Origin of the sequence: Frigoribacterium sp. CFBP 8759 (assembly GCF_014841655.1) — a bacterium.
Taxonomy (GTDB): domain Bacteria; phylum Actinomycetota; class Actinomycetes; order Actinomycetales; family Microbacteriaceae; genus Frigoribacterium.
In genome coordinates, this window is sequence record NZ_JACYUH010000001.1 from 548,823 (window position 1) to 566,757 (window position 17,935).

17 protein-coding genes are annotated in these 17,935 nt (G+C 73.7%); 8 read left to right on the top strand and 9 right to left on the bottom strand.

The annotated features are described in order from the left end of the window. The first annotated feature begins 45 nt into the window (after positions 1-45). Positions 46-1,284, top strand: coding sequence for a polysaccharide pyruvyl transferase family protein (locus tag IFT79_RS02535; protein WP_192122826.1), 1,239 nt, complete (start codon positions 46-48; stop codon positions 1,282-1,284). Between the two features lie 374 nt (positions 1,285-1,658). Here the strand turns inward: IFT79_RS02535 and IFT79_RS02540 are convergent, their stop codons facing one another. The 4 genes from IFT79_RS02540 to IFT79_RS02555 all read right to left on the bottom strand — a co-directional run bounded on the left by IFT79_RS02540 (position 1,659) and on the right by IFT79_RS02555 (position 4,471). Beyond that, entirely contained in the window at positions 1,659-2,618 is a 960-nt protein-coding gene (locus IFT79_RS02540) for an AraC family transcriptional regulator (RefSeq protein WP_056044714.1), read from the bottom strand. A gap of 85 nt (positions 2,619-2,703) precedes the next feature. Then, on the bottom strand, positions 2,704-3,162 hold the full coding sequence (locus IFT79_RS02545; RefSeq protein WP_056044715.1) for a hypothetical protein: 459 nt from the start codon (positions 3,160-3,162) through the stop codon (positions 2,704-2,706). Positions 3,163-3,329: 167 nt separating this feature from the next. Continuing rightward, positions 3,330-3,884 carry a TetR/AcrR family transcriptional regulator gene (locus IFT79_RS02550; protein WP_056044717.1) on the bottom strand — a complete coding sequence of 185 codons (555 nt, stop codon included), beginning with the start codon at positions 3,882-3,884 and terminating at the stop codon, positions 3,330-3,332. A gap of 2 nt (positions 3,885-3,886) precedes the next feature. Beyond that, positions 3,887-4,471 carry a sugar O-acetyltransferase gene (locus IFT79_RS02555; RefSeq protein ID WP_192122827.1) on the bottom strand — a complete coding sequence of 195 codons (585 nt, stop codon included), beginning with the start codon at positions 4,469-4,471 and terminating at the stop codon, positions 3,887-3,889. Between the two features lie 46 nt (positions 4,472-4,517). On the opposite strand from IFT79_RS02555, the gene IFT79_RS02560 reads away from it, so the two are divergent. The 4 genes from IFT79_RS02560 to IFT79_RS02575 all read left to right on the top strand — a co-directional run bounded on the left by IFT79_RS02560 (position 4,518) and on the right by IFT79_RS02575 (position 10,587). Next, positions 4,518-5,735 carry an MFS transporter gene (locus IFT79_RS02560; RefSeq protein WP_192122828.1) on the top strand — a complete coding sequence of 406 codons (1,218 nt, stop codon included), beginning with the start codon at positions 4,518-4,520 and terminating at the stop codon, positions 5,733-5,735. Positions 5,736-5,751: 16 nt separating this feature from the next. Further along, positions 5,752-7,149: an MFS transporter gene (locus IFT79_RS02565; protein ID WP_192122829.1), complete on the top strand. Its 1,398-nt coding sequence runs from the start codon at positions 5,752-5,754 to the stop codon at positions 7,147-7,149. A 482-nt stretch (positions 7,150-7,631) separates the two neighbouring features. After that, positions 7,632-8,138 (top strand): BLUF domain-containing protein, encoded by a 507-nt coding sequence (locus tag IFT79_RS02570; protein ID WP_192122830.1) that lies wholly within the window; start codon positions 7,632-7,634, stop codon positions 8,136-8,138. A 118-nt stretch (positions 8,139-8,256) separates the two neighbouring features. Continuing rightward, positions 8,257-10,587, top strand: coding sequence for an alpha-galactosidase (locus IFT79_RS02575; protein ID WP_192122831.1), 2,331 nt, complete (start codon positions 8,257-8,259; stop codon positions 10,585-10,587). Between the two features lie 212 nt (positions 10,588-10,799). Here IFT79_RS02575 and IFT79_RS02580 read toward each other — a convergent pair whose 3' ends face one another. Continuing rightward, positions 10,800-12,098: an ROK family protein gene (locus IFT79_RS02580; RefSeq protein ID WP_192122832.1), complete on the bottom strand. Its 1,299-nt coding sequence runs from the start codon at positions 12,096-12,098 to the stop codon at positions 10,800-10,802. A gap of 173 nt (positions 12,099-12,271) precedes the next feature. Between IFT79_RS02580 and IFT79_RS02585 the strand changes: the two genes are divergently transcribed. Then, positions 12,272-12,508: a hypothetical protein gene (locus IFT79_RS02585; protein WP_192122833.1), complete on the top strand. Its 237-nt coding sequence runs from the start codon at positions 12,272-12,274 to the stop codon at positions 12,506-12,508. An 82-nt stretch (positions 12,509-12,590) separates the two neighbouring features. Here IFT79_RS02585 and IFT79_RS02590 read toward each other — a convergent pair whose 3' ends face one another. The 4 genes from IFT79_RS02590 to IFT79_RS02605 form a co-directional block, all read right to left on the bottom strand. After that, on the bottom strand, positions 12,591-12,863 hold the full coding sequence (locus IFT79_RS02590) for a zinc-ribbon domain-containing protein (RefSeq protein WP_043596621.1): 273 nt from the start codon (positions 12,861-12,863) through the stop codon (positions 12,591-12,593). Positions 12,864-12,872: 9 nt separating this feature from the next. Beyond that, positions 12,873-13,049, bottom strand: coding sequence for a hypothetical protein (locus IFT79_RS02595; protein ID WP_192122834.1), 177 nt, complete (start codon positions 13,047-13,049; stop codon positions 12,873-12,875). Between the two features lie 258 nt (positions 13,050-13,307). Beyond that, a complete protein-coding gene (locus IFT79_RS02600) occupies positions 13,308-15,698 on the bottom strand; it encodes a heavy metal translocating P-type ATPase (protein ID WP_192122835.1) in 2,391 nt (796 codons plus the stop codon). Continuing rightward, positions 15,695-15,922: a heavy-metal-associated domain-containing protein gene (locus tag IFT79_RS02605; RefSeq protein ID WP_054145925.1), complete on the bottom strand. Its 228-nt coding sequence runs from the start codon at positions 15,920-15,922 to the stop codon at positions 15,695-15,697. The genes IFT79_RS02600 and IFT79_RS02605 overlap by 4 nt, the downstream gene beginning before the upstream one ends. A 175-nt stretch (positions 15,923-16,097) precedes the next feature. On the opposite strand from IFT79_RS02605, the gene IFT79_RS02610 reads away from it, so the two are divergent. Together IFT79_RS02610 and IFT79_RS02615 are read left to right on the top strand one after the other, a co-directional pair. Then, positions 16,098-16,934 (top strand): alpha/beta fold hydrolase, encoded by an 837-nt coding sequence (locus IFT79_RS02610; protein WP_192122836.1) that lies wholly within the window; start codon positions 16,098-16,100, stop codon positions 16,932-16,934. A gap of 216 nt (positions 16,935-17,150) precedes the next feature. Then, on the top strand, positions 17,151-17,858 hold the full coding sequence (locus IFT79_RS02615) for a hypothetical protein (protein WP_123570978.1): 708 nt from the start codon (positions 17,151-17,153) through the stop codon (positions 17,856-17,858). The last annotated feature ends 77 nt before the right edge of the window (positions 17,859-17,935 follow it).

The following is a 17,935-nucleotide window of genomic DNA, read 5'->3' on the forward strand; positions in this document are numbered from 1 at the left end:
CGGCATCGATCCCGCTGCCGAGTCCCGCAGCGAGAGGTCCCACCCGTGCGAATCGTCACCATCGGAGACGTCGGCGTGCTCGACGGCATGGTCCACATCGGCGACGAGGCGATGTTCCACGAGGCGACCGTGCAGCTGCGTGCCCGCGGCGCCACGATCACCGGCGTCTCGTCGAACCCGGCCGAGACCGCCGAGCGGTACGGCATCGACGCCGTGCCCGCGATCGGCTTCCACCCCGCGACGACCGGCGGCCGGCTCGGCCAGCGCGAGCGACGCGCCCGCGTGCTGTCGGCGATCGACGGAGGCGCGGGTCACCTCCCGCAGGACGACCCGGCCTGGCAGGTGGTCGAGGCCGTCCGCGAAGCCGACGGCGTGCTCGTCGCCGGCGGCGGCAACATGGCCTCGCTCTGGCCGATGCACGTCTACGAGCGGAACACGCTCGGACTCATCGCCCGACGCTTCGACAAACCGCTGGTCGTCAGCGGGCAGACCATCGGGCCGGTGCTCGAGGGCGAGGACCGCGAGCTCGTCACCGAACTGCTCGACGCCGCCGCGCTCGTGGGCCTGCGCGAGGGCGCGTCGCTCGAGCTGGTGCGGTCGCTCGGCGTCGACCCGGCGACGACCGTGGGGACGGTGGACGACGCGAGCTTCCTCGGGTTCGAGGCCGCGCCTCCTGCCGGGGGTGCGGCGAGCGCGGCGTCCGTGGCGGGCGCGGCGGCGCCGTACCTCGCCGTCAGCCTGTCCGCACACGTGGGCGACGCCGACCGGGGAGCCTTCGCCACGGCCGTCGCCCGACTGCTCGACCGGGTGGCGGGCGAGGCGGGGCTCGAGGTCGTGTTCCTCGCGCACTGGGGCTCGCTCGACCCGACCGAGGAGCGCGGCGACTCGCTGCTGCACCGGGCCGTGCTCGACCAGCTGACCGTGCCGGCGCGGGTCGAACCCACGACCGACTCCCCCGCGGCCGCCCGCTTCGCCCGCGGGGCGGCCCTCCACCTGACGAGCCGCTACCACCCGGCCGTGTTCGCCGTCGCGGGCGGCGTGCCGACGGTCGGGCTCGCGGTCGACGACTACACGACGATCAAGCTGACCGGGGCGCTCGGCAACTTCGGGCAGACGAGCGTCGTCTCGGCCGCGCAGCTGCTCGCGGGCGAGGCCGACGCGGTCGCGCTGGCGGCCTGGGCCGGACGCGACGCGGTGCGCTCGGCGTGGGCCGACCGCCTCGACGGTACCCGCGCGGCGTCGGCCGCCTGGTGGGACCGGGTCGCCGCCGCGCTGCGCGGCTGACGCGACCCGCCTCGCGCACCATCGGGCACAACCCGCGGCCCGCGACCCGCGCGCCGTCGGGCGCGACCCGCGTCGGGTGGCGACCCGCGCCTCCAGGAGGCTGCCCCGCGTCGCGCGCACGCCGCCGGGTGACGGGCACCGCGCCAGGAGGTGGTCAAGGCGCCAGGACGTGGTCACGGCGCCAGGTTTTCCCGTGGCGCGGTGACCACCTCCTGGCGTGGTGGCTGGTGGGCTGGTCGCGCCACACCCCATCCCGCCATGAAGTAAACAGTCCGCCACACAAAGACGTGGCGGACTGTTTACATCGTGGCGGCGTGCCCACTCGAGGAGGCGCGGCGCGGCCTGCTCGCGCCGGCGCGGCTGACGGCGGGGGCTCAGCGCTGCAGCGTCGCGCTGGGGTACTCGCCGAAGCGTCCGACGTACGACGCCGTGAAGCGGCTCAGGTGGGTGAAGCCCCAGCGCTGGGCGACGGCGCCGACGGTGGCCTCGCCCGGGGCGAGCTCGATCAACTCGGCCCGCACGTGGTCGAGGCGGATGGTGCGCAGGTACTCGGTGGGCGTCACGCCGAGCTGTCGGCTGAAGGCCTGCTGCAGCCCTCGCGGCGTCAGGTGCACGGACTCGGCCAGCTGGGTCATGTTGACCGGCAGGTGCGAGTGCGTGTGCAGGTACTCGACCGCCTCGCGCAGCCGGGCGTTGCGCGGCACGAGCAGGGCGGGCGGCAGGTCGATCGACCGGTGCGAGAACGTGTCGAGCAGGGCGAACGCCGACTCGCGCTTGAGCTCGGAGCGCAGCAGCTCGGTCGACTCGCCGCCGAGGATGGTCTTCGCGGCGTTGGTGATGGTGGACTGCCAACGACGCAGGTTCGCCAGGTCGGGCACGGCCGTGTGGTCGAACTGCAACGGCCCGGCGAGGGCCCCTTCGTGCTCGGCGGCCATGCGCTCGAGGTAGGCGGCGTCGAAGTGCACCAGGTTCTGGCGGTACTCGCGCACCTCGAACTCGAAGGCCTTGCCGGTCGGGAACATCAGCGGACGGCCGATCTCGAACGCGGCCTCTTCGGCGCCCACGTCGACCCGGCCCTCGCCCGCGGTGATCCAGGCGACGACGTACTCGCGCTCGGGCTGGATGGCCCCGCGGATGTCCCCGAGGAACATCGCCGACCGCAGGGTCATGTCCTCGTCGCCCGCCGTCGTGTAGCGGTAGGCGAAGGTCTCTTGCCGGGTGTCGGTGCGGAACCCGGCGCCGTTGTAGGTGTCCTCGAACAGGGCGCGCGCCTGGTCCATGTCGCGGCCGCCCATCTCGGAACGCACCGGGGGCAGGGTCTGTTCGGGTTCCATCACAGTGATCCTGCCATGACCGGGCCCCTGAAAGAACGTCCTGACCGGGCCGAAGCCCCGAAGCGGGGGCGGAGGTGCGCGGGGCTCACGCGCCGGCGGGGCTCGTCGCCGGGCCGAAGGCCTTCGTGAACGCCGCCTTGAGCACGGCCTTGAAGCCCGTCGGCAGCCGCGTGCGGTGCAGCACGTCGGCCTCGACGACCAGCGCGAAGAACGTCTCGCCCTCGACCAGCCACCAGGCCCGCACCGTCTCGGTCGAGAACACGGCCTCGCCGTCGGGCTCGTCGGGGCTCTCGACGATGACGCGGTCCTCGTAGAGGGCCACCGCACCGTGTTCGCCGTTCATGGACGCCGAGCACTCGAAGACCAGGTCGGGGTCGAGCGGGGGCGCGAAGTCGCCGAAGAAGAGGTCGGCCGCCGCCGTGCGGGTCGCGTCGCCGATCTCGCCGAAGTCGCTGGCGACGTTGAAGTCGCCGAACGCCGCGTCGGAGGCGCCGGGAGCGTCGACCTCGGGGGCGCGGCGCGACATGTCGCTCTCTGCGTCCACTGGTTTCTCGACTCTCGTCCCGATCCGGTGCGTACCTTCTCACCGCCGTGCATCTTCTGCACCGGTCCCATTAGAGCGCCTAGCTACTGTGAGTCGCATCCGGGGGCGACCACAGTTCGGTTTGTGGCCATGTCGAGCGGAACCGCAGGAGGCGCGGCCGGCGACGGTCAGGAGGCGCGCGTGATGCGGTCCACGGCCTCGCGGGTCAGCGCACGACTCGGCGGGGACGGGTCGAGGGCACGGTGGATCGAGAGCCCCTCGATCAGGGCGTCGACCTGGCGGGCGGTGTCCGGGTCGAAGTGGCGCTCGAGCTCGACCCGGCTGCGGCGCATCCACTCGCGGGTGATCTCGCGGAACCTCGGCTCCCGCGCGGCCAGCGTGTAGAGCTCGTAGCTGAGCACCTGGTCGCGGACCGCGGCAGGGCCGGTCAGGTCGTCGTGGACCAACGCGACCACCGCCTCCTTGGCATCGTCGCGAGTGGTCGCGGCACCGAGCCGGCTCTCGAACCGCACGATGATCGTCTCGGCGAAGCGCGAGAACGCCTCGTACAGCAGCTCGTCCATGCCGTCGAAGTGGTACGTCATCGAGCCGAGGGGCACGTCGGCGCGCGCCGCGATCTTGCGGTGCGAGGCGCCGGCGACGCCGACCTCGGCCACGACGTCGAGCGCCACGTCGATGAGGCGGTCACGACGGTCGGGCTCGGTACGGCGAACGGCGCCCACGACTAGATGCTCCTCAGCACGCGGGCCGGATTGCCGACCGCGACCACGTTCGCCGGGACGTCCTTCGTCACCACCGCCCCGGCGCCGATCACGCTGTTCTCGCCGATCGTCACCCCGGGCAGCACGATCACGCCGCCGCCGAGCCAGACGTTGTCGCCGATCGTGATCGGCTTCGCGGCCTCGAGCTTGTCGCGACGGGGCTGCGGCTCGACCGGGTGCGTCGGGGTCAGCAGCTGGACGTTCGGGCCGATCTGGCAGTCGGCCCCGATCGTGATCGGGGCCACGTCGAGCGCGGTCAGGCCGTAGTTGACGAACGTGCCGGCCCCGATGGTGATGGAGCTGCCGTAGTCGACGTACACCGGCGGCCGGACGTGGGCCGTCTCGTGCATGCTGCCGAACAGCTCGCGCGCGACGGCCTGCGCGGCGTCGACGTCGTCGGCGAAGACCGCGGCGAAGCGCGCCTGCAAGGTGATCGCCCGCTGCTGCTGCGCCGCGATCTCGGGGTCGTCCGCGATGTAGAGGTCGCCCGCGAGCATCCGCTCGTGGTTCGTGCGCGGGTCGCCGGCGAAGTGGTCGGTGGTGGTCATGCACGACACCCTAGACGACGAGCGTACGAACGTACACACTGGACCCATGACCAACCGACCGCCGTTCAGCCCCGAGCTCGCCCGACGCCGGGCGGCGGTGTTCGTCTTCATGGCGGTCGTCGGCGTCTCGCTCGCCTCGTGGGTCGTGCGGACCCCGGCCATCCGCGACCTGCTGCAGGCGTCGACGGGCGAGATGGGCCTCGTCATCTTCGGCCTGTCGATCGGGTCGATGGGCGGCGTCCTGTCGTCCGCCCCGATCGTGCGACGGCACGGAGCCCACCGCGCCGTGGCGATCGGCGGCAGCTCGTTGGTCGCCGGCGTGGCCCTGGTCGGCGTGGCCGCCTCGCTCTCGATCACCCCCGGCGTCTTCGTCGGCCTCGCCCTGGTCGGGGCAGGGGTCGGCCTGGCCGAGATCGCGGTCAACATCGAGGGCGCCGCCATCGAGACCGCCTCCGGCCGGTCGGTGCTGCCCGTGCTGCACGGCTGCTTCAGCCTCGGCACGGTCGCGGGGGCCGGCCTCGGCATCCTGCTGACGGCGACGCACGTCCCCGTCCAGTGGCACCTGCTCGGGGTCGCGCTCGCGGGTGGCGCCGCACTGGCCTGGGCGGTGCCGATCGTGCCGCGCTCGACCGGACGCGCCGACGAGCGGGCCGAGCGCGCCTCCGGGGTGCGGGCCCGGCTCGCCGGGTCGCTCGCGGTCTGGCGCGACCGCCGGCTCGTGCTGCTCGGCCTGATCGTGCTCGCGCTCGCCCTGGCCGAGGGGTCGGCCAACGACTGGCTGCCGCTGCTCTTCGTCGACGGGCACGGGGTCTCGGCGACCGCCGGCACGGTCGTCTTCACGGCGTTCGCGGCAGCGATGACGGTCGGCCGCTTCCTCGGCGAACCGCTGCTCGCCCGCTTCGGGCACGCCACCGTGCTGCGCGCCAGCGCACTGGTCTCGGCGGTCGGCATCGCCCTCGTCGTCTTCTCGGACTCGGTCGTCGTCGCGGGCGTCGCCGTCGTGCTGTGGGGTCTGGGTGCCGCCCTGGGCTTCCCGGTGACCGTCTCGGCCGCGGCCGACGGCGACGACCCGACGACGGCGGTCGGAGCCGTGGCGACGATGGCCTACGTGGCGTTCCTGGTCGGGCCGCCGCTGCTCGGCTTCGTCGGCGAGCACGTGGGCCTGCGCAGCGCGATGATCGTCGTGCTGGTGGTGGTCGCGGGCGCCTCGCTGATCACCTCGGCGGCGCGTCCCCGCGAGCGGTCCGCGGCCGCCCGGCCTTAGTGTACGTTCGTACACCATGACGTCACCGACGACCTCTCCCGCGGCGCCGGCCCGCACCGTGCCGACGCGCGAGGACCGCCGAGCCCGACTCGGCGTCGCCCTGCTCTTCTTCACCAACGGCGCCCTGATCGCGAACCTCCTCCCGCGCTACCCCGCCATCAAGGACGGCCTCGAGCTGTCCAACGCCGACTTCGGCCTGGCGGTCGCGGCGATGCCCGTCGGCGCGCTCGTCGCGGGGCTCGGTGCCGGATGGCTGATCCGCCGCCTCCGGTCGTCACGGGTGGCCGTGGTCGGCACGGTCGTCACCGGGGTCGCCGTCCTGCTGGCCGGCATCGCCCCGGTCGGTGGGCTGCTCGCCGCGGGCTTCCTGCTCGCCGGCGCCCTCGACGCCATCGTGGACGTCTCGCAGAACTCGCACGGACTGCGCGTGCAGTACCGCTACCGCCGGTCGATCCTCAACTCGTTCCACGCCGTGTGGAGCATCGGGGCCGTCCTCGGCGGGCTGATGGGCGGGGCGGCGGCGGGACTCGGCATCCCGATCGTCTGGCACCTCGGGGCCTCGGCGCTGATCTTCGCCGTCGTGGCGCTCGTCGCCTACCCGCTGCTGCTCGCCGGGCCCGAACCGGCCGAGGGGGCGGCCGAGACGGCCGACGCGGCGGTCCTGCCCGGCGACGACGTGACCGCGGGTGCCGGGGCGGCGGCCGCGCCCGTGGCGACGGACTCCCCCGACGGCGGAGCGCAGGAGGCGCGGGCCGGCTCGGTGACCGGGGCGGGCTCCGTCGACGACGCGACCCGCACCTCCTCGGCTCGTGACCGTCGCCGCGTCTCGCCCGGGTTCGTCGCGAAGTGGGGCGTGCTGCTGGCCCTCGTCGTCATCGCGTCGTCGGGCGCCGTCGTCGAGGACGCCGGCAGCACGTGGGCCGCGCTCTACCTGGGCTCGCTCGGGGCCGGCGTGACCGTCGCCGCCCTCGGGTTCGTCTCGCTGCAGGGGGCCCAGTTCGTCGGACGACTGCTGGGCGACGGCATGGTCGACCGCTTCGGCCAGAAGGCCGTCGCCCGGGCCGGGGGCGTCTTCGTCGCGGTGGGCATGGGCATCGCCCTGGCGTTCCCGTCGGTGATCGGCACGATCCTCGGCTTCGCGGCGGCGGGGTTCGGCGTCGCGACCCTGATCCCGGCGGCGATGCACGCGGCGGACAACCTGCCCGGGTTCCGGGCCGGCACGGGGCTGACGCTGGTGAGCTGGCTGCTGCGACTGGGGTTCCTGGCGTCGCCGCCCGTCGTCGGGTTCGTCGCGGACTCGGCCGGGCTGCGGTACGGACTGCTGCTCGTGCCCGTGGTGGGCGTGGCCGTGGTGCTGCTCGCCGGGGTGCTCGAGGGACGTCGGGCCCGGGGGTCGGCACCGCGCGGCAGCTGATCCGGTCGGTGCCGGACCGGGTCGGGTCGGGTCGGGTCGGGTCGGGTCGGGTCGGGTCGGGTCGCACCACCGTCGCGTCGTCGAACCGTGTTCCGAGGTGGTTCGACGACGCGAGCGTGGTGCGGCCTCGGGGCACCCGCCGGTCACGGTGCGAGCCCGGGTCGGCGGTGCGACGGTGACGCGGCACGGCCGGTCAGGGCAGGCCGAGTGGTTCGGGCTCGAGGGTCGGCGGCACGGTTCCAGCGGAGGGCGGACGATGCCCCGGGCCGAGTGAGGTCGCACCACCGATGTGTCGTCGAGCCACGCACGAGGGTGGTTCGACGACACGTCGGTGGTGCGACCTGGTCGGGCGGGGACGTGGCCGGGACGCGGCGGGGACGTTGGGGCCGGGGGCGGACCTGTCAGCGCCCAGAAGTGGGGAGTGCGGCGGGGCGGGACGCCGTGCAGAATCGGTCCAGCCCTGAGCCCGAGGAGGCCCACCCGTGCTGTCCACCGTGTACGTCAGTCGATCGTCGTACCCCTTCACCGACGACGACCTGGCCAACCTGCTGATGACCAGTCGCTCGAACAACGCCCGCCTGGGCATCACCGGCATGCTGCTGCACCGCGAGGGCCGCTTCATCCAGGTGCTCGAGGGGCCCGAGGAGGCGGTCCGTGAGCGCCTCGCCGTGATCGCGCGCGACCCCCGGCACACGGCCGTGCACACCATCGTCGACGAACTCGTCGAGGACCGGCTGTTCCCCGCCTGGACCATGGGCTACCGGGCCGTCACGGACGACCTGGCGACGGTCCTCCCGGGCTACGCCGACGTCTTCGACTCCGGCTCCGGCACGGGCACCGGCACGGCCTCCGTCGCGGGTGCCGGCGTCCACGACGACTTCAGCAACCTGTCCCCGTCGTCGTCGCACAAGGTCCGCACCCTGCTGCGCTGGTTCCGTGACCAGCCGACCGATGTGACGGACGGGCTGTTCTCGCCCCGCGCCTCCTGATCGGGGCCTGCTGACCGGGGCCTCCCGACCCGCGGTCGGACCCCGCCGGGGTTGTGACCCCCGCTCGGCGTCGGAGATACTTTTCGGACGAAAGTATCTGCCGCCGTCTGGAGCACCCGTGTCGCACCCCACCCCGTCGCCCACCGTCGTCGCGCCGTCCCGAGCACCCGACGCCTTCGTCCACCTGAGCAGCGCCGGCGTCAGCCTGCTGCTCGACGTCACCGACGCGCGCCTGCCGGCGGTCCTGCACTGGGGCGCCGCCCTCGGCCGGCCGACGCTCGAGGACGTGCGGTCCCTCGCCGCCGCGGCGGTGCCGCCGTACGTCAACAACCTGATGGACGAACCGGTGCGCCTGGCGATCCTGCCCGAGCACCACGCGGGCTGGTCGGGCAAGCCCGGCGTCGGCGGCCACCGCTCGGACGGCGCCGACTGGTCGCCGCGGTTCATGGTCGACGCGCTCGACGTGACGGGCGAGGCGGAGGCGACCCGCGCCTCCTCGGGTCCCGAGCTGGTCGACGCCGGCGCCGCCGTCGTCACGGTCGAGGCGCACGACGACGTCGCCGGGCTCGCCGTCGTGCTCGAGATCGAGCTGACGGCGAGCGGGCTCGTCCGCACCCGGGCCGAGCTGACGAACGTCGCCGGGCGACGCGGAGGCGGTCGGTCGACCCCCGGCGACGACCGGGCGGCGAGCACCGCGGCCGGCGCCGCGAGCACGGCGGCGGACGTGTACACGCTGACCGACCTGCACCTGGCCCTGCCGGTGCCGCCACGAGCCCGCGAGATCCTCGACTTCGCGGGCCGCTGGGGCAAGGAGCGCACGCCCCAGCGCCGCGAGCTCGTCGTCGGCGTGCACGAACGCGAGGGACGCAAGGGCCGCACCGGCCCGGACGCCGCGACCGTGCTGAGCGTCGGCGTGCCCGGGTTCGGCTTCGGCACCGGCTCGGGAGAGAGCTGGGGGCTGCACGTCGGGTTCAGCGGCGGCCACCGGCACTACGCCGAACGCCTGTCGACCGGGGCGCAGGTGCTGGGCGGCGGCGAGTTGCTGCTGCCGGGCGAGCTGCGGCTCGAGGTGGGCGAGTCGTACCGCAGCCCGTGGGTCTTCGGCTCGTACGGCGACGGCCTCGACGACCAGGCCCGGCGGTTCCACCGGTGGTTGCGCTCCCGCGAGCAGCACCCGACCCGCCCGCGCCCGATGACGATCAACGTCTGGGAGGCCGTCTACTTCGACCACGACCTCGCCCGCCTGCGCGACCTGGCCGACCGGGCCGCCGCCCTCGGCGTCGAGCGGTACGTGCTCGACGACGGGTGGTTCCGGGGGCGACGCGACGACCACGCCGGCCTCGGCGACTGGGTGGTCGACGGCGACGTCTGGCCCGACGGCCTGTCACCGCTGATCGACCACGTCACCGGCCTCGGCATGGAGTTCGGCCTCTGGTTCGAGCCCGAGATGGTCAACGAGGACAGCGACCTCGCCCGCGAGCACCCCGAGTGGATCCTGCAGACCGGCGACCGCCTGCCCCCGCGGTCGCGCGACCAGCAGGTGCTGAACCTCGGCATCGCCGGGGCGTTCGAGCACGTGCTCGGCCAGATGACGGCGATCCTCACCGAGTACGACATCGCCTACCTGAAGTGGGACCACAACCGCGACCTCGTCGACGCCGGCACCTGGCCGACCGGCGCCGCGGGCGTCCACGAGCAGACCCTCGCGGCGTACCGGCTGATGGACGAGCTCAAGGCGAGGTTCCCCGGTCTCGAGATCGAGTCGTGCTCGTCCGGCGGCGCCCGCGTCGACCTCGGCGTGCTCGAGCGCACCGACCGCGTCTGGGTCAGCGACTGCATCGACCCGCTCGACCGGCAGCAGATGAACCGCTGGACCATGCAGCTCCTGCCGCCCGAGCTGCTCGGCTCGCACATCGCCTCGGGCGTCAGCCACTCGACCGGCCGCTGGCACGAGCTGTCGTTCCGGGCGGGCACCGCCCTGTTCGGCCACCTCGGCATCGAGTGGGACCTCGCCCGGGCCACCGACGCCGAGAACCGCGACCTCGCCGGGTGGATCGCCCTCTACAAGGAGCACCGCCAGCTGATGCACACGGGCGACCTCGTGCGGGTCGACGAGGCCGACCCGTCCCTGCTGGTCTACGGCTCGGTCGCCGCCGACGCGAGCGAGGCCCTGTTCTTCCTCGCCTCCGTGGGGCGGTCGGACGTCGCACCGCTCGGCCGCGTGCTGCTGCCCGGGCTCGACCCCGAGCGCCGGTACCGGGTCGCCCCCGTCACCGTCGGCTCGCCCGACCACGGCCTGACGCCCCCGCCGTGGTGGGGCACGGTGGACGAGGCCGGCGCCTACCCCGGGGTCGTGCTCGACGGGCGCGCCCTGGCGGTCGCCGGGCTGCAGGCGCCGTCGTCGTTCCCCGAGCGGGTCGTGTTGCTGCGGGTCACCGCCGCGGGGTGAGGCGGGGGCGGCTGCCCGGCTCGCTGCCCGACGAACCCCGTTCACGACGATGAACCCCGATGAATCGGGGTTCGTCTTCGCATGCGGGGTTCATCGGCGAACGGTCGGGTAGGAGGCGCGGGTCGGGCAGGAGGCGCGGGTCGCGTCCCGAGGGGCGCTCGCGGCCTCAGCGACCGAGCACGCGCGGCCTCGACGAGCGAGCACGCGCGGCGTCAGCGACCGAGTGCGTGCATCTGGATGGCGACGGCGGCGGCGCCGCGGGCCCACTCGTCGAACCGGAACTCCTGGACGAGCAGGCGGGGCGGCGGGACCGCCCGGTGGGCGTCGCGTGCGATCGCCGCGTCCACCGCGGCCCCACCGACGGTCGCGAGCCGCACGCCCTCGCCCGACAAGAGGACCACCTCGGGGTCGAGCACGTTCAGCACGCCCGCGATCAGCTGGCCCAGGACGTCGGCGGCGGTGTCGACGACGACCCGCGCCTCCTGGTGTCCGTCGGCGGCGAGGACGAGCAGGTCGTCGTAGGCGACCGGGCGGCCGAGGGCCCGGGCGGCGGCGGCCTCGACCGCGGCGACCGTGAGGAACGCGCTCGCGCAGTCGTGGTGGCCGAGGTCGCAGGTGGGGGCCGGCACGTCGGCGCGGGCCGCAGCGGCGGCCGACGCGGGCGCGGGCACGGGCACCGGCACGGGCACCGGCACCGGCACGGGCACCGGCACCGGCGCGGCCACGCCCTCGGGCGCCACGATCCGCTGGTGTCCGACGCTGCCCGCCGAGGAGTGCGCCCCGCCGAGCACCTCGCCCGCGGCGACGAGGCCGAGCCCCACGCCGGCGCCGATCGTGACGAGGGCGAACGAGCGCAGCCCGCGTCCCTCGCCGAACCAGAGCTCGGCCTGGGTCAGTGCGCGGACGTCGTTCTCGACCCAGGTCGGCAGGCCGGTCGTGGCGGTCAGCAGCTCGGCGAGGGGCACGTCGTCCCAGCCGAGGAACGGCGCGTGCCGCACGTGGGCACGATCGACGACCTGTCCGCCGACGGTGACGCCGACCGCGCGGATGCGATCGTCCCGGCCGCGGGCCGAGGTCACGACCGCCGCGACCTGGGCGACGACGGCGGCGGGCGACTGGTCGGGCAGGTCGTCGTCGTGCCCGTCCAGCACCCTGCCCCGCTGGTCGGCCACGACGACGAAGAGGCGGTCACGGGTCAGCTTGACGCCGACGAAGTGGTGGGCGTCCGGGTCGAGGTCGAGCGGGACCGAGGGGCGACCCGAGCCGGACGGCGCGAGGGACGCGCGTTCGACCAGCAGCCCGCTCTCGAGCAGGGGTCTGGTGATGCGCGTGAGGCTCGGGCCCGACAGGCCGAGCCGGGCGGCGAGCTCGGTCCGGGGGCGGGCGCCGTGCACGAGGATGTCGAGCACCACGGCCTGCGCGCTGCCGGCCAACGGGGACCAGCCGCCGTCGGCGTGGCCGAGGGAACCGTGAGCGGGAGCGGCGTGCCCGGGAGCGTGGGAGTCCGTCACGCGACGATCCTAGGTGGCCGACCCGCGCCTCCTCGTCCCGACGTCGGGCCCCGCCCGGGCCGAGCCGGCGCCGCGTCGGGTCCCCCCGACGCCCGTCGCTGCGTACCCCGCCACCCGAAGTGGGGGACAACCGAGGGGCCCCTCGTGGCCGAACATGAGTCGTGGTGATCCTCATGGACGAAACGCGCGAACTCCCCCTCTGCACGCTGTGCGCATCGCCGACCCGTCTCGAGCCCAACCCGTTCTACGGCACGGCCCTCTCCGTGCACCGTCACGTGCTCGTCTGCACCTCGTGCGCGACCGTCGGCTTCGCGCCATCCGTCGCCGACGCCCCCGAGGAGGCGCGGCGCCGGTCCCGCCCCGTCGGCCTGCGTGCCCGCGTGGCCGGCTGGTATCGCGCGCTGCCCTGACGCCACGGCCGCGCCTCCCTGGGCGTCCCGTGTCGCCGAGCGGTCGGTCAGCCCTGCGGCCGGCCGCCGCGGGAGCGGTCGGTCAGCCCTGCGACCGGCCGCCGCGGGAGGCCGCGGCGTGTTCGGCGTCGGCCTGGAACCGGCCGGCCGCCTCGGCGTCGAGCTCGGTGCCCGCGCCGCAGTAGGCGCAGGTGTAGACGTGCTTCGTCGAGTACGGGATCACCGGGATGAAGAACAGTGTGAACCACCGACGGTGCTTGACCAGTCGCTGCGCGGCCTCGTTGCCGCAGACCCGGCAGACGAAGAAGAGGACGCCGAGCAGGGCGCTCGTGCCCTTGGTGCCGAAGATGATCATGCGCTCACCCTAGGCGGCGTCGGAGCAGCCGGCGGGGAGCGGGTCCCGGGGCCTGGTGGCCCCGGGACCCTGTTCCCAGCCCTTGCTCACCAGGTCGACCGCGAACCGGGCGACGGTCACGACGAGAGTCGCGATCTGCCACCACGGCACGGTCTTCCTGGGCGGGCGGCGGTCGTCGTCGGACATCCGCTCCCTCCTCTCGGTGTTCGCGCCGGCGAACACCGCGAGAGAGCCAGGGACCCACCCCGTGGGATCGACGTTTGCACGTCGATCGTCATGGGATTACACTTCCGATCAGATGAAGCGGGATCTCTGTTGGGTCCCTGGTTCTCTTCACGGAGAGCACATCGAAGCCCGAGATCGGTTGGACGGTCTCGGGCTTCGCCATGCCCGGGGGTCGTTCCGGCGGTGCGACTCGAGCGGGCACGCGGAGCCCGCCCCGCCTCACCCGGCGCGGAACCGCCGCAGGCGCAGGCTGTTCGTCACGACGAACACGGACGACGCCGCCATCGCCGCGCCGGCCAGCACGGGGTTGAGCAGCCCGAGCATCGCGACCGGGATCGCCGCGACGTTGTAGGCGAAGGCCCAGAACAGGTTGCCCTTGATGGTGCCGAGCGTGGCCCGTGACAGGCGGATGGCGTCGGCCACCCCGGCGAGCTCGCCGCTGACGACGGTCAGGTCGCCGGCCGCGATGGCCGCGTCCGTGCCGGTCCCGAGGGCGATGCCCAGGTCGGCGGTGGCGAGGGCCGCCGCGTCGTTGACGCCGTCGCCGACCATGGCGACGACGCGACCCTCGGCCTGCAACCGGGCCACCGCCTCCACCTTCTGCTGCGGGGTCGCCTGCGCCACGACGTCCGCCGCGGCGATGCCGACCTGCGCCGCGACGTGCCGTGCCGCGCCCGCGTTGTCGCCGGTCAACAGCACGGGCGTCAGGCCCAGGCCGCGGAACCGCTCGACGGCCTCGCGCGCACCGGGCTTCACGGTGTCCGCGACGGTGACGACACCGCGCACCCGACCGTCCCAGGCGACGGCGACGGGGGTCGCACCGGTCGCCTCGGCGGCGGTGAACGCCCTCTCGAGCCCGGGAGGCGCGGTGACCGACGACTCGTCGGCCAGCCACCCGGGGCGGCCGACCAGCACGAGCGTGCCGTCGACGAGGGCCTGCACGCCGGCCCCGGCGTGGGCGGTGAACTGCTCGGCGGTCGGGACGACGAACCCGCGCCGGGCGGCCTCGGCCTCGACCGCGCGGGCGACCGGGTGCTCCGAGCCGGACTCCACGGCGGCGGCCCGGGCCAGGACGTCGTCGACCCCGGTGGCCGCGGCGTCGTCGAGGACGACCTCGCGCACGCTCATCCGCCCGGTCGTGACCGTCCCGGTCTTGTCGAGGACGATCGTGTCGACCGTGCGGGTGCGCTCGAGCACCTGCGGCCCCCGGATCACGATGCCGAGCTGCGAGCCGCGGCCCGTGCCGACCAGCAGCGCGGTGGGCGTCGCGAGCCCGAGCGCGCACGGGCAGGCGATGATCAGGGTGGCGACGGCGGCGGTGAACGCGGTCTGCAGCGACCCGGCGAAGAAGCCCCCGCCCCCGGCACCCCCGACGAAGCCGCCGAACGCGAGCCAGCCGACGAAGGTCAGCACGGCCAGCCCGATCACGACCGGCACGAACACGGCCGAGACCCGGTCGGCCAGTCGTTGCACCTCGGCCTTGCCGCTCTGCGCCTCCTCGACGAGGCGACCGAGCCGGGCGAGCTCGGTGTCGGCCCCGACGCGGGTGATCTCGACGAGCAGGCGTCCGCCCACGTTGAGGGTCGCTCCGACGACGCGGTCGCCCGGGCCGACCTCGACCGGCACCGACTCGCCGGTCAGCATGCTCAGGTCGACCGCCGAGGTGCCCTCGCGCACGAGGGCGTCGCTGGCGATCGCCTCGCCCGGACGGACGACCACGAGGTCGCCGGGCACCAGACCCGCGGTGGCGACCCGCGCCTCCTGACCGTCGCGCAGCACGGTGGCCTCCTTCGCGCCGAGTTCGAGCAGGGCGCGCAGGGCCTCGCCCGAGCGGCGCTTGGCGCGGGCCTCGAGCCAGCGGCCGAGCAGGATGAACACGGTCACGGCCGACGCGACCTCGAGGTAGAGCTCGGTCGGACCGCCGTGGGTGGCGACCAGGCTGAACGACATGTGCATGCCCGGCCGGCCGGCGTCGCCGAAGAACAGGGCCCAGAGCGACCAGGCGAAGGCGGCGACCACGCCGACGCTGACGAGGGTGTCCATGCTCGCGGCACCGTGGCGGAGGTTGACGGCGGCGGCACGGTGGAAGGGCCAGGCACCCCACACGGCGACGGGGGCCGCGAGGGTCAGCGCGAGCCACTGCCAGTTCGAGAACTGCAGGGCCGGGACCATCGAGAGCACCACGACGGGCAGAGCGAGGGCGGCGCTGACGAGGCTGCGCCGGCGGAGGGCGTCGACCTCGGTGGCCCGGGCGTCCGGGGCGGCGTCGGACGAGCCGTCGGCCGCGCCGGTCGGGGACGCAGGAGGCGCGGGCACGGTCGCCCCGTACCCCGCGGCGGCCACCGTGGCGATGAGCGCGTCGACGTCGGGCACCCCGGGGTCGCCTTCGCGTGCGTCGTCGACCGCACCGGCCACGACCCGCACGTGCGCCTTCTCGGTCGCGTAGTTCACCGAGGCCTCGACGCCGGGGAGCTTGTTGAGCTTGCGCTCGATGCGGTTGGCGCAGGAGGCGCAGGTCATGCCGGTGATGTCCAACTGCACCGCGTCGGGTGGCAGGGTGCTCCCGGTGACGCCCTCGCCCGGCCGACCCGCGCCTCCGGCGGTGGTCATCGTGCGGAGAGCTGGTAGCCGGCCTCTTCGACGGCGGCGCGCAGCTGGTCGTGCTCGACGGTGGCGTCGGCCTGGACCGAGACGGTGGACGCGCCTCCGGGGTTGAGGTCGACCTCGACCGAGTCGACGCCGTCGACCTCGGAGAGCTCTTCGGTGACGCTCGCGACGCAGTGCTCGCAGGTCATGCCGTCGACCTGCAGGGTGGTGATGGTGGTGTCGGTCATGCGCTGTCCTCTCGATCGGGCCTCATCTTATACCCCCTAGGGGTATCCCTGCCAAGCCTGCCCGCCGGTTGTCCCCCACCTCCGAGATGCCTCCGAGATGGCCCGGCCCCCAGGGAGGCCGACTACGAACGGAGGGGTACCCGCCAGGACGGCGGGAGAGAGAAGGCACCCGACCATGACCGAGATCACCGCACACCACGGCCTCTTCAAGGACACGAACCTGCACGTCGACGACACCGGCGGCACGGGTCGCACCGTCGTCCTGATCCACGGCTGGCCCCTGTCGGGTGAGTCCTGGAGCAAGCAGGTCCCCGCGTTCGTCGAGGCCGGCTACCGCGTCGTCACGTACGACCGCCGCGGCTTCGGACGCAGCGACAAGCCCAAGACGGGCTACGACTATGACCACCTGACCGAGGACCTGCACACCGTCCTCACCGAGCTCGACCTCGACGACGTCACGCTCGTCGGCTTCTCGATGGGTGGCGGCGAGGTCGCGCGCTACTTCAGCACGTACGGCACCGAGCGCCTGCACAGCGTCGTCTTCGCCTCGGCCGTGCCCCCGTACCTGCTCAAGACCGACGACAACCCCGACGGCCCCCTCACCAAGGAGGCCGCCGCCGAGATGACGGCCGGCCTGACCAAGGACGAGGACTCGTTCTACGACGACTTCACGACCGGCTTCTTCTCGGTCGACGGCGTGCTCAAGGTGTCCGAGGCCGACCGCCAGGACGCCCTGCGCCTCGCGAAGCAGGCGGACAAGGCCGCCGCGCTCGAGGCCATGGCCTCGTTCGCGAACACCGACTTCCGTGACGACCTGACCAAGGTCACCGTGCCGACGCTGGTCATCCACGGTGACGGCGACGCGACCGTGCCGTACGAGGGCTCGGGCGCCCGGACGCACGCGGCGATCGCCGGGTCCGAGCTGCACGTGATCGCCGGCGCACCGCACGGCGCGAACGTCAGCGACGCCGACGAGTTCAACCGCGTCGTGCTCGAGTTCCTCAAGAAGTAGAGCGGAACTCGACGCGACCGCAGGAGGCGCGGCGCCGGTCCTCGAGACCGGCACCGCGCCTCCTGCGCACCGGCTTCGACCCCTCGGACACGACCACCCCTCGTTCGGGGGTGAAGGTCACGGGCGGGTAACGAAGTGACCGAGATCCAAACCTTCTCGCCCTCGGTGGCGAACCCTGTACATCCCCACCGGGACCAACTGACAAGGAGCTTCACCATGAACGCCTTCACTCGCAAGCGCATCACGAAAGCCGCCTTCGGCATCGCCGCCTCCGGCGCCCTGATCTTCTCGCTCGCCGCCTGCTCGTCCAACTCGGGCACCGCGACCGACACCTCCTCGACGTCGTCGTCCTCCTCGTCCGAGCCCTCGGCCGCGTCGACGCCCGCCGCGTCGATCGCCGACCTCAGCAACGGCGTCGACACCCAGGTCGCCGTCGACCAGTCCTTCGTCGACGCGATCACCTCGCTCGGCCTGACCCCCGGCGTCGTCGGCACCGCGACCTTCACCGACGGCACGTTCGCCTTCCCGATCACGGGCGGAAACGTCGACTACTACGGCCCCGACAGCGACGTGCGACCCTACGTCCAGGGCGAGATCGACCACGACGGCTCCGGCCTGTCGCTGACCTCGGCCGACGGCACCGTCGTCGAACTGACCGACTTCCGCATCGACCCGGGCGAGAGCAAGCTCTACGGCACCGTGACCGCCAACGGTACCGTCGCCGCCGAGGACGCCTACCTCTTCAACCTCTGGGGTGGCACGCTCAAGCCCATCCAGATGGAAGGCTCCAACGCCGTCCTCGAGGGCACCACGGTGCACATCAGCCCCGACGCCGCGTCGCTGCTGAACCAGACCTTCAAGACCGACGCCGTCCAGGACGAGATGCTCGTCGGCGTCGCGAAGATCACCGCCGCCACGGAGTAGTACCTGTCTGGCCGGCTACCCGCTGGCCCGGCCCCAGGGCCGTACCCCGCCTCGCGAGGTGCGGCCTGGAACCCGGG

What these genes read in the sequence shown, in the direction of transcription:
- IFT79_RS02540 (WP_056044714.1), bottom strand. Translation starts at nt 2,618, where the DNA reads ATGGAACCCGAACAGACCCTGCCCCCGGTGCGTTCCGAGATGGGCGGC.
- IFT79_RS02555 (WP_192122827.1), bottom strand. Translation starts at nt 4,471, where the DNA reads ATGACCACCACCGACCACTTCGCCGGCGACCCGCGCACGAACCACGAG.
- IFT79_RS02560 (WP_192122828.1), top strand. Translation starts at nt 4,518, where the DNA reads ATGACCAACCGACCGCCGTTCAGCCCCGAGCTCGCCCGACGCCGGGCG.
- IFT79_RS02565 (WP_192122829.1), top strand. Translation starts at nt 5,752, where the DNA reads ATGACGTCACCGACGACCTCTCCCGCGGCGCCGGCCCGCACCGTGCCG.
- IFT79_RS02585 (WP_192122833.1), top strand. Translation starts at nt 12,272, where the DNA reads ATGGACGAAACGCGCGAACTCCCCCTCTGCACGCTGTGCGCATCGCCG.
- IFT79_RS02590 (WP_043596621.1), bottom strand. Translation starts at nt 12,863, where the DNA reads ATGATCATCTTCGGCACCAAGGGCACGAGCGCCCTGCTCGGCGTCCTC.
- IFT79_RS02595 (WP_192122834.1), bottom strand. Translation starts at nt 13,049, where the DNA reads ATGTCCGACGACGACCGCCGCCCGCCCAGGAAGACCGTGCCGTGGTGG.
- IFT79_RS02600 (WP_192122835.1), bottom strand. Translation starts at nt 15,698, where the DNA reads ATGACCACCGCCGGAGGCGCGGGTCGGCCGGGCGAGGGCGTCACCGGG.
- IFT79_RS02605 (WP_054145925.1), bottom strand. Translation starts at nt 15,922, where the DNA reads ATGACCGACACCACCATCACCACCCTGCAGGTCGACGGCATGACCTGC.
- IFT79_RS02610 (WP_192122836.1), top strand. Translation starts at nt 16,098, where the DNA reads ATGACCGAGATCACCGCACACCACGGCCTCTTCAAGGACACGAACCTG.
- IFT79_RS02615 (WP_123570978.1), top strand. Translation starts at nt 17,151, where the DNA reads ATGAACGCCTTCACTCGCAAGCGCATCACGAAAGCCGCCTTCGGCATC.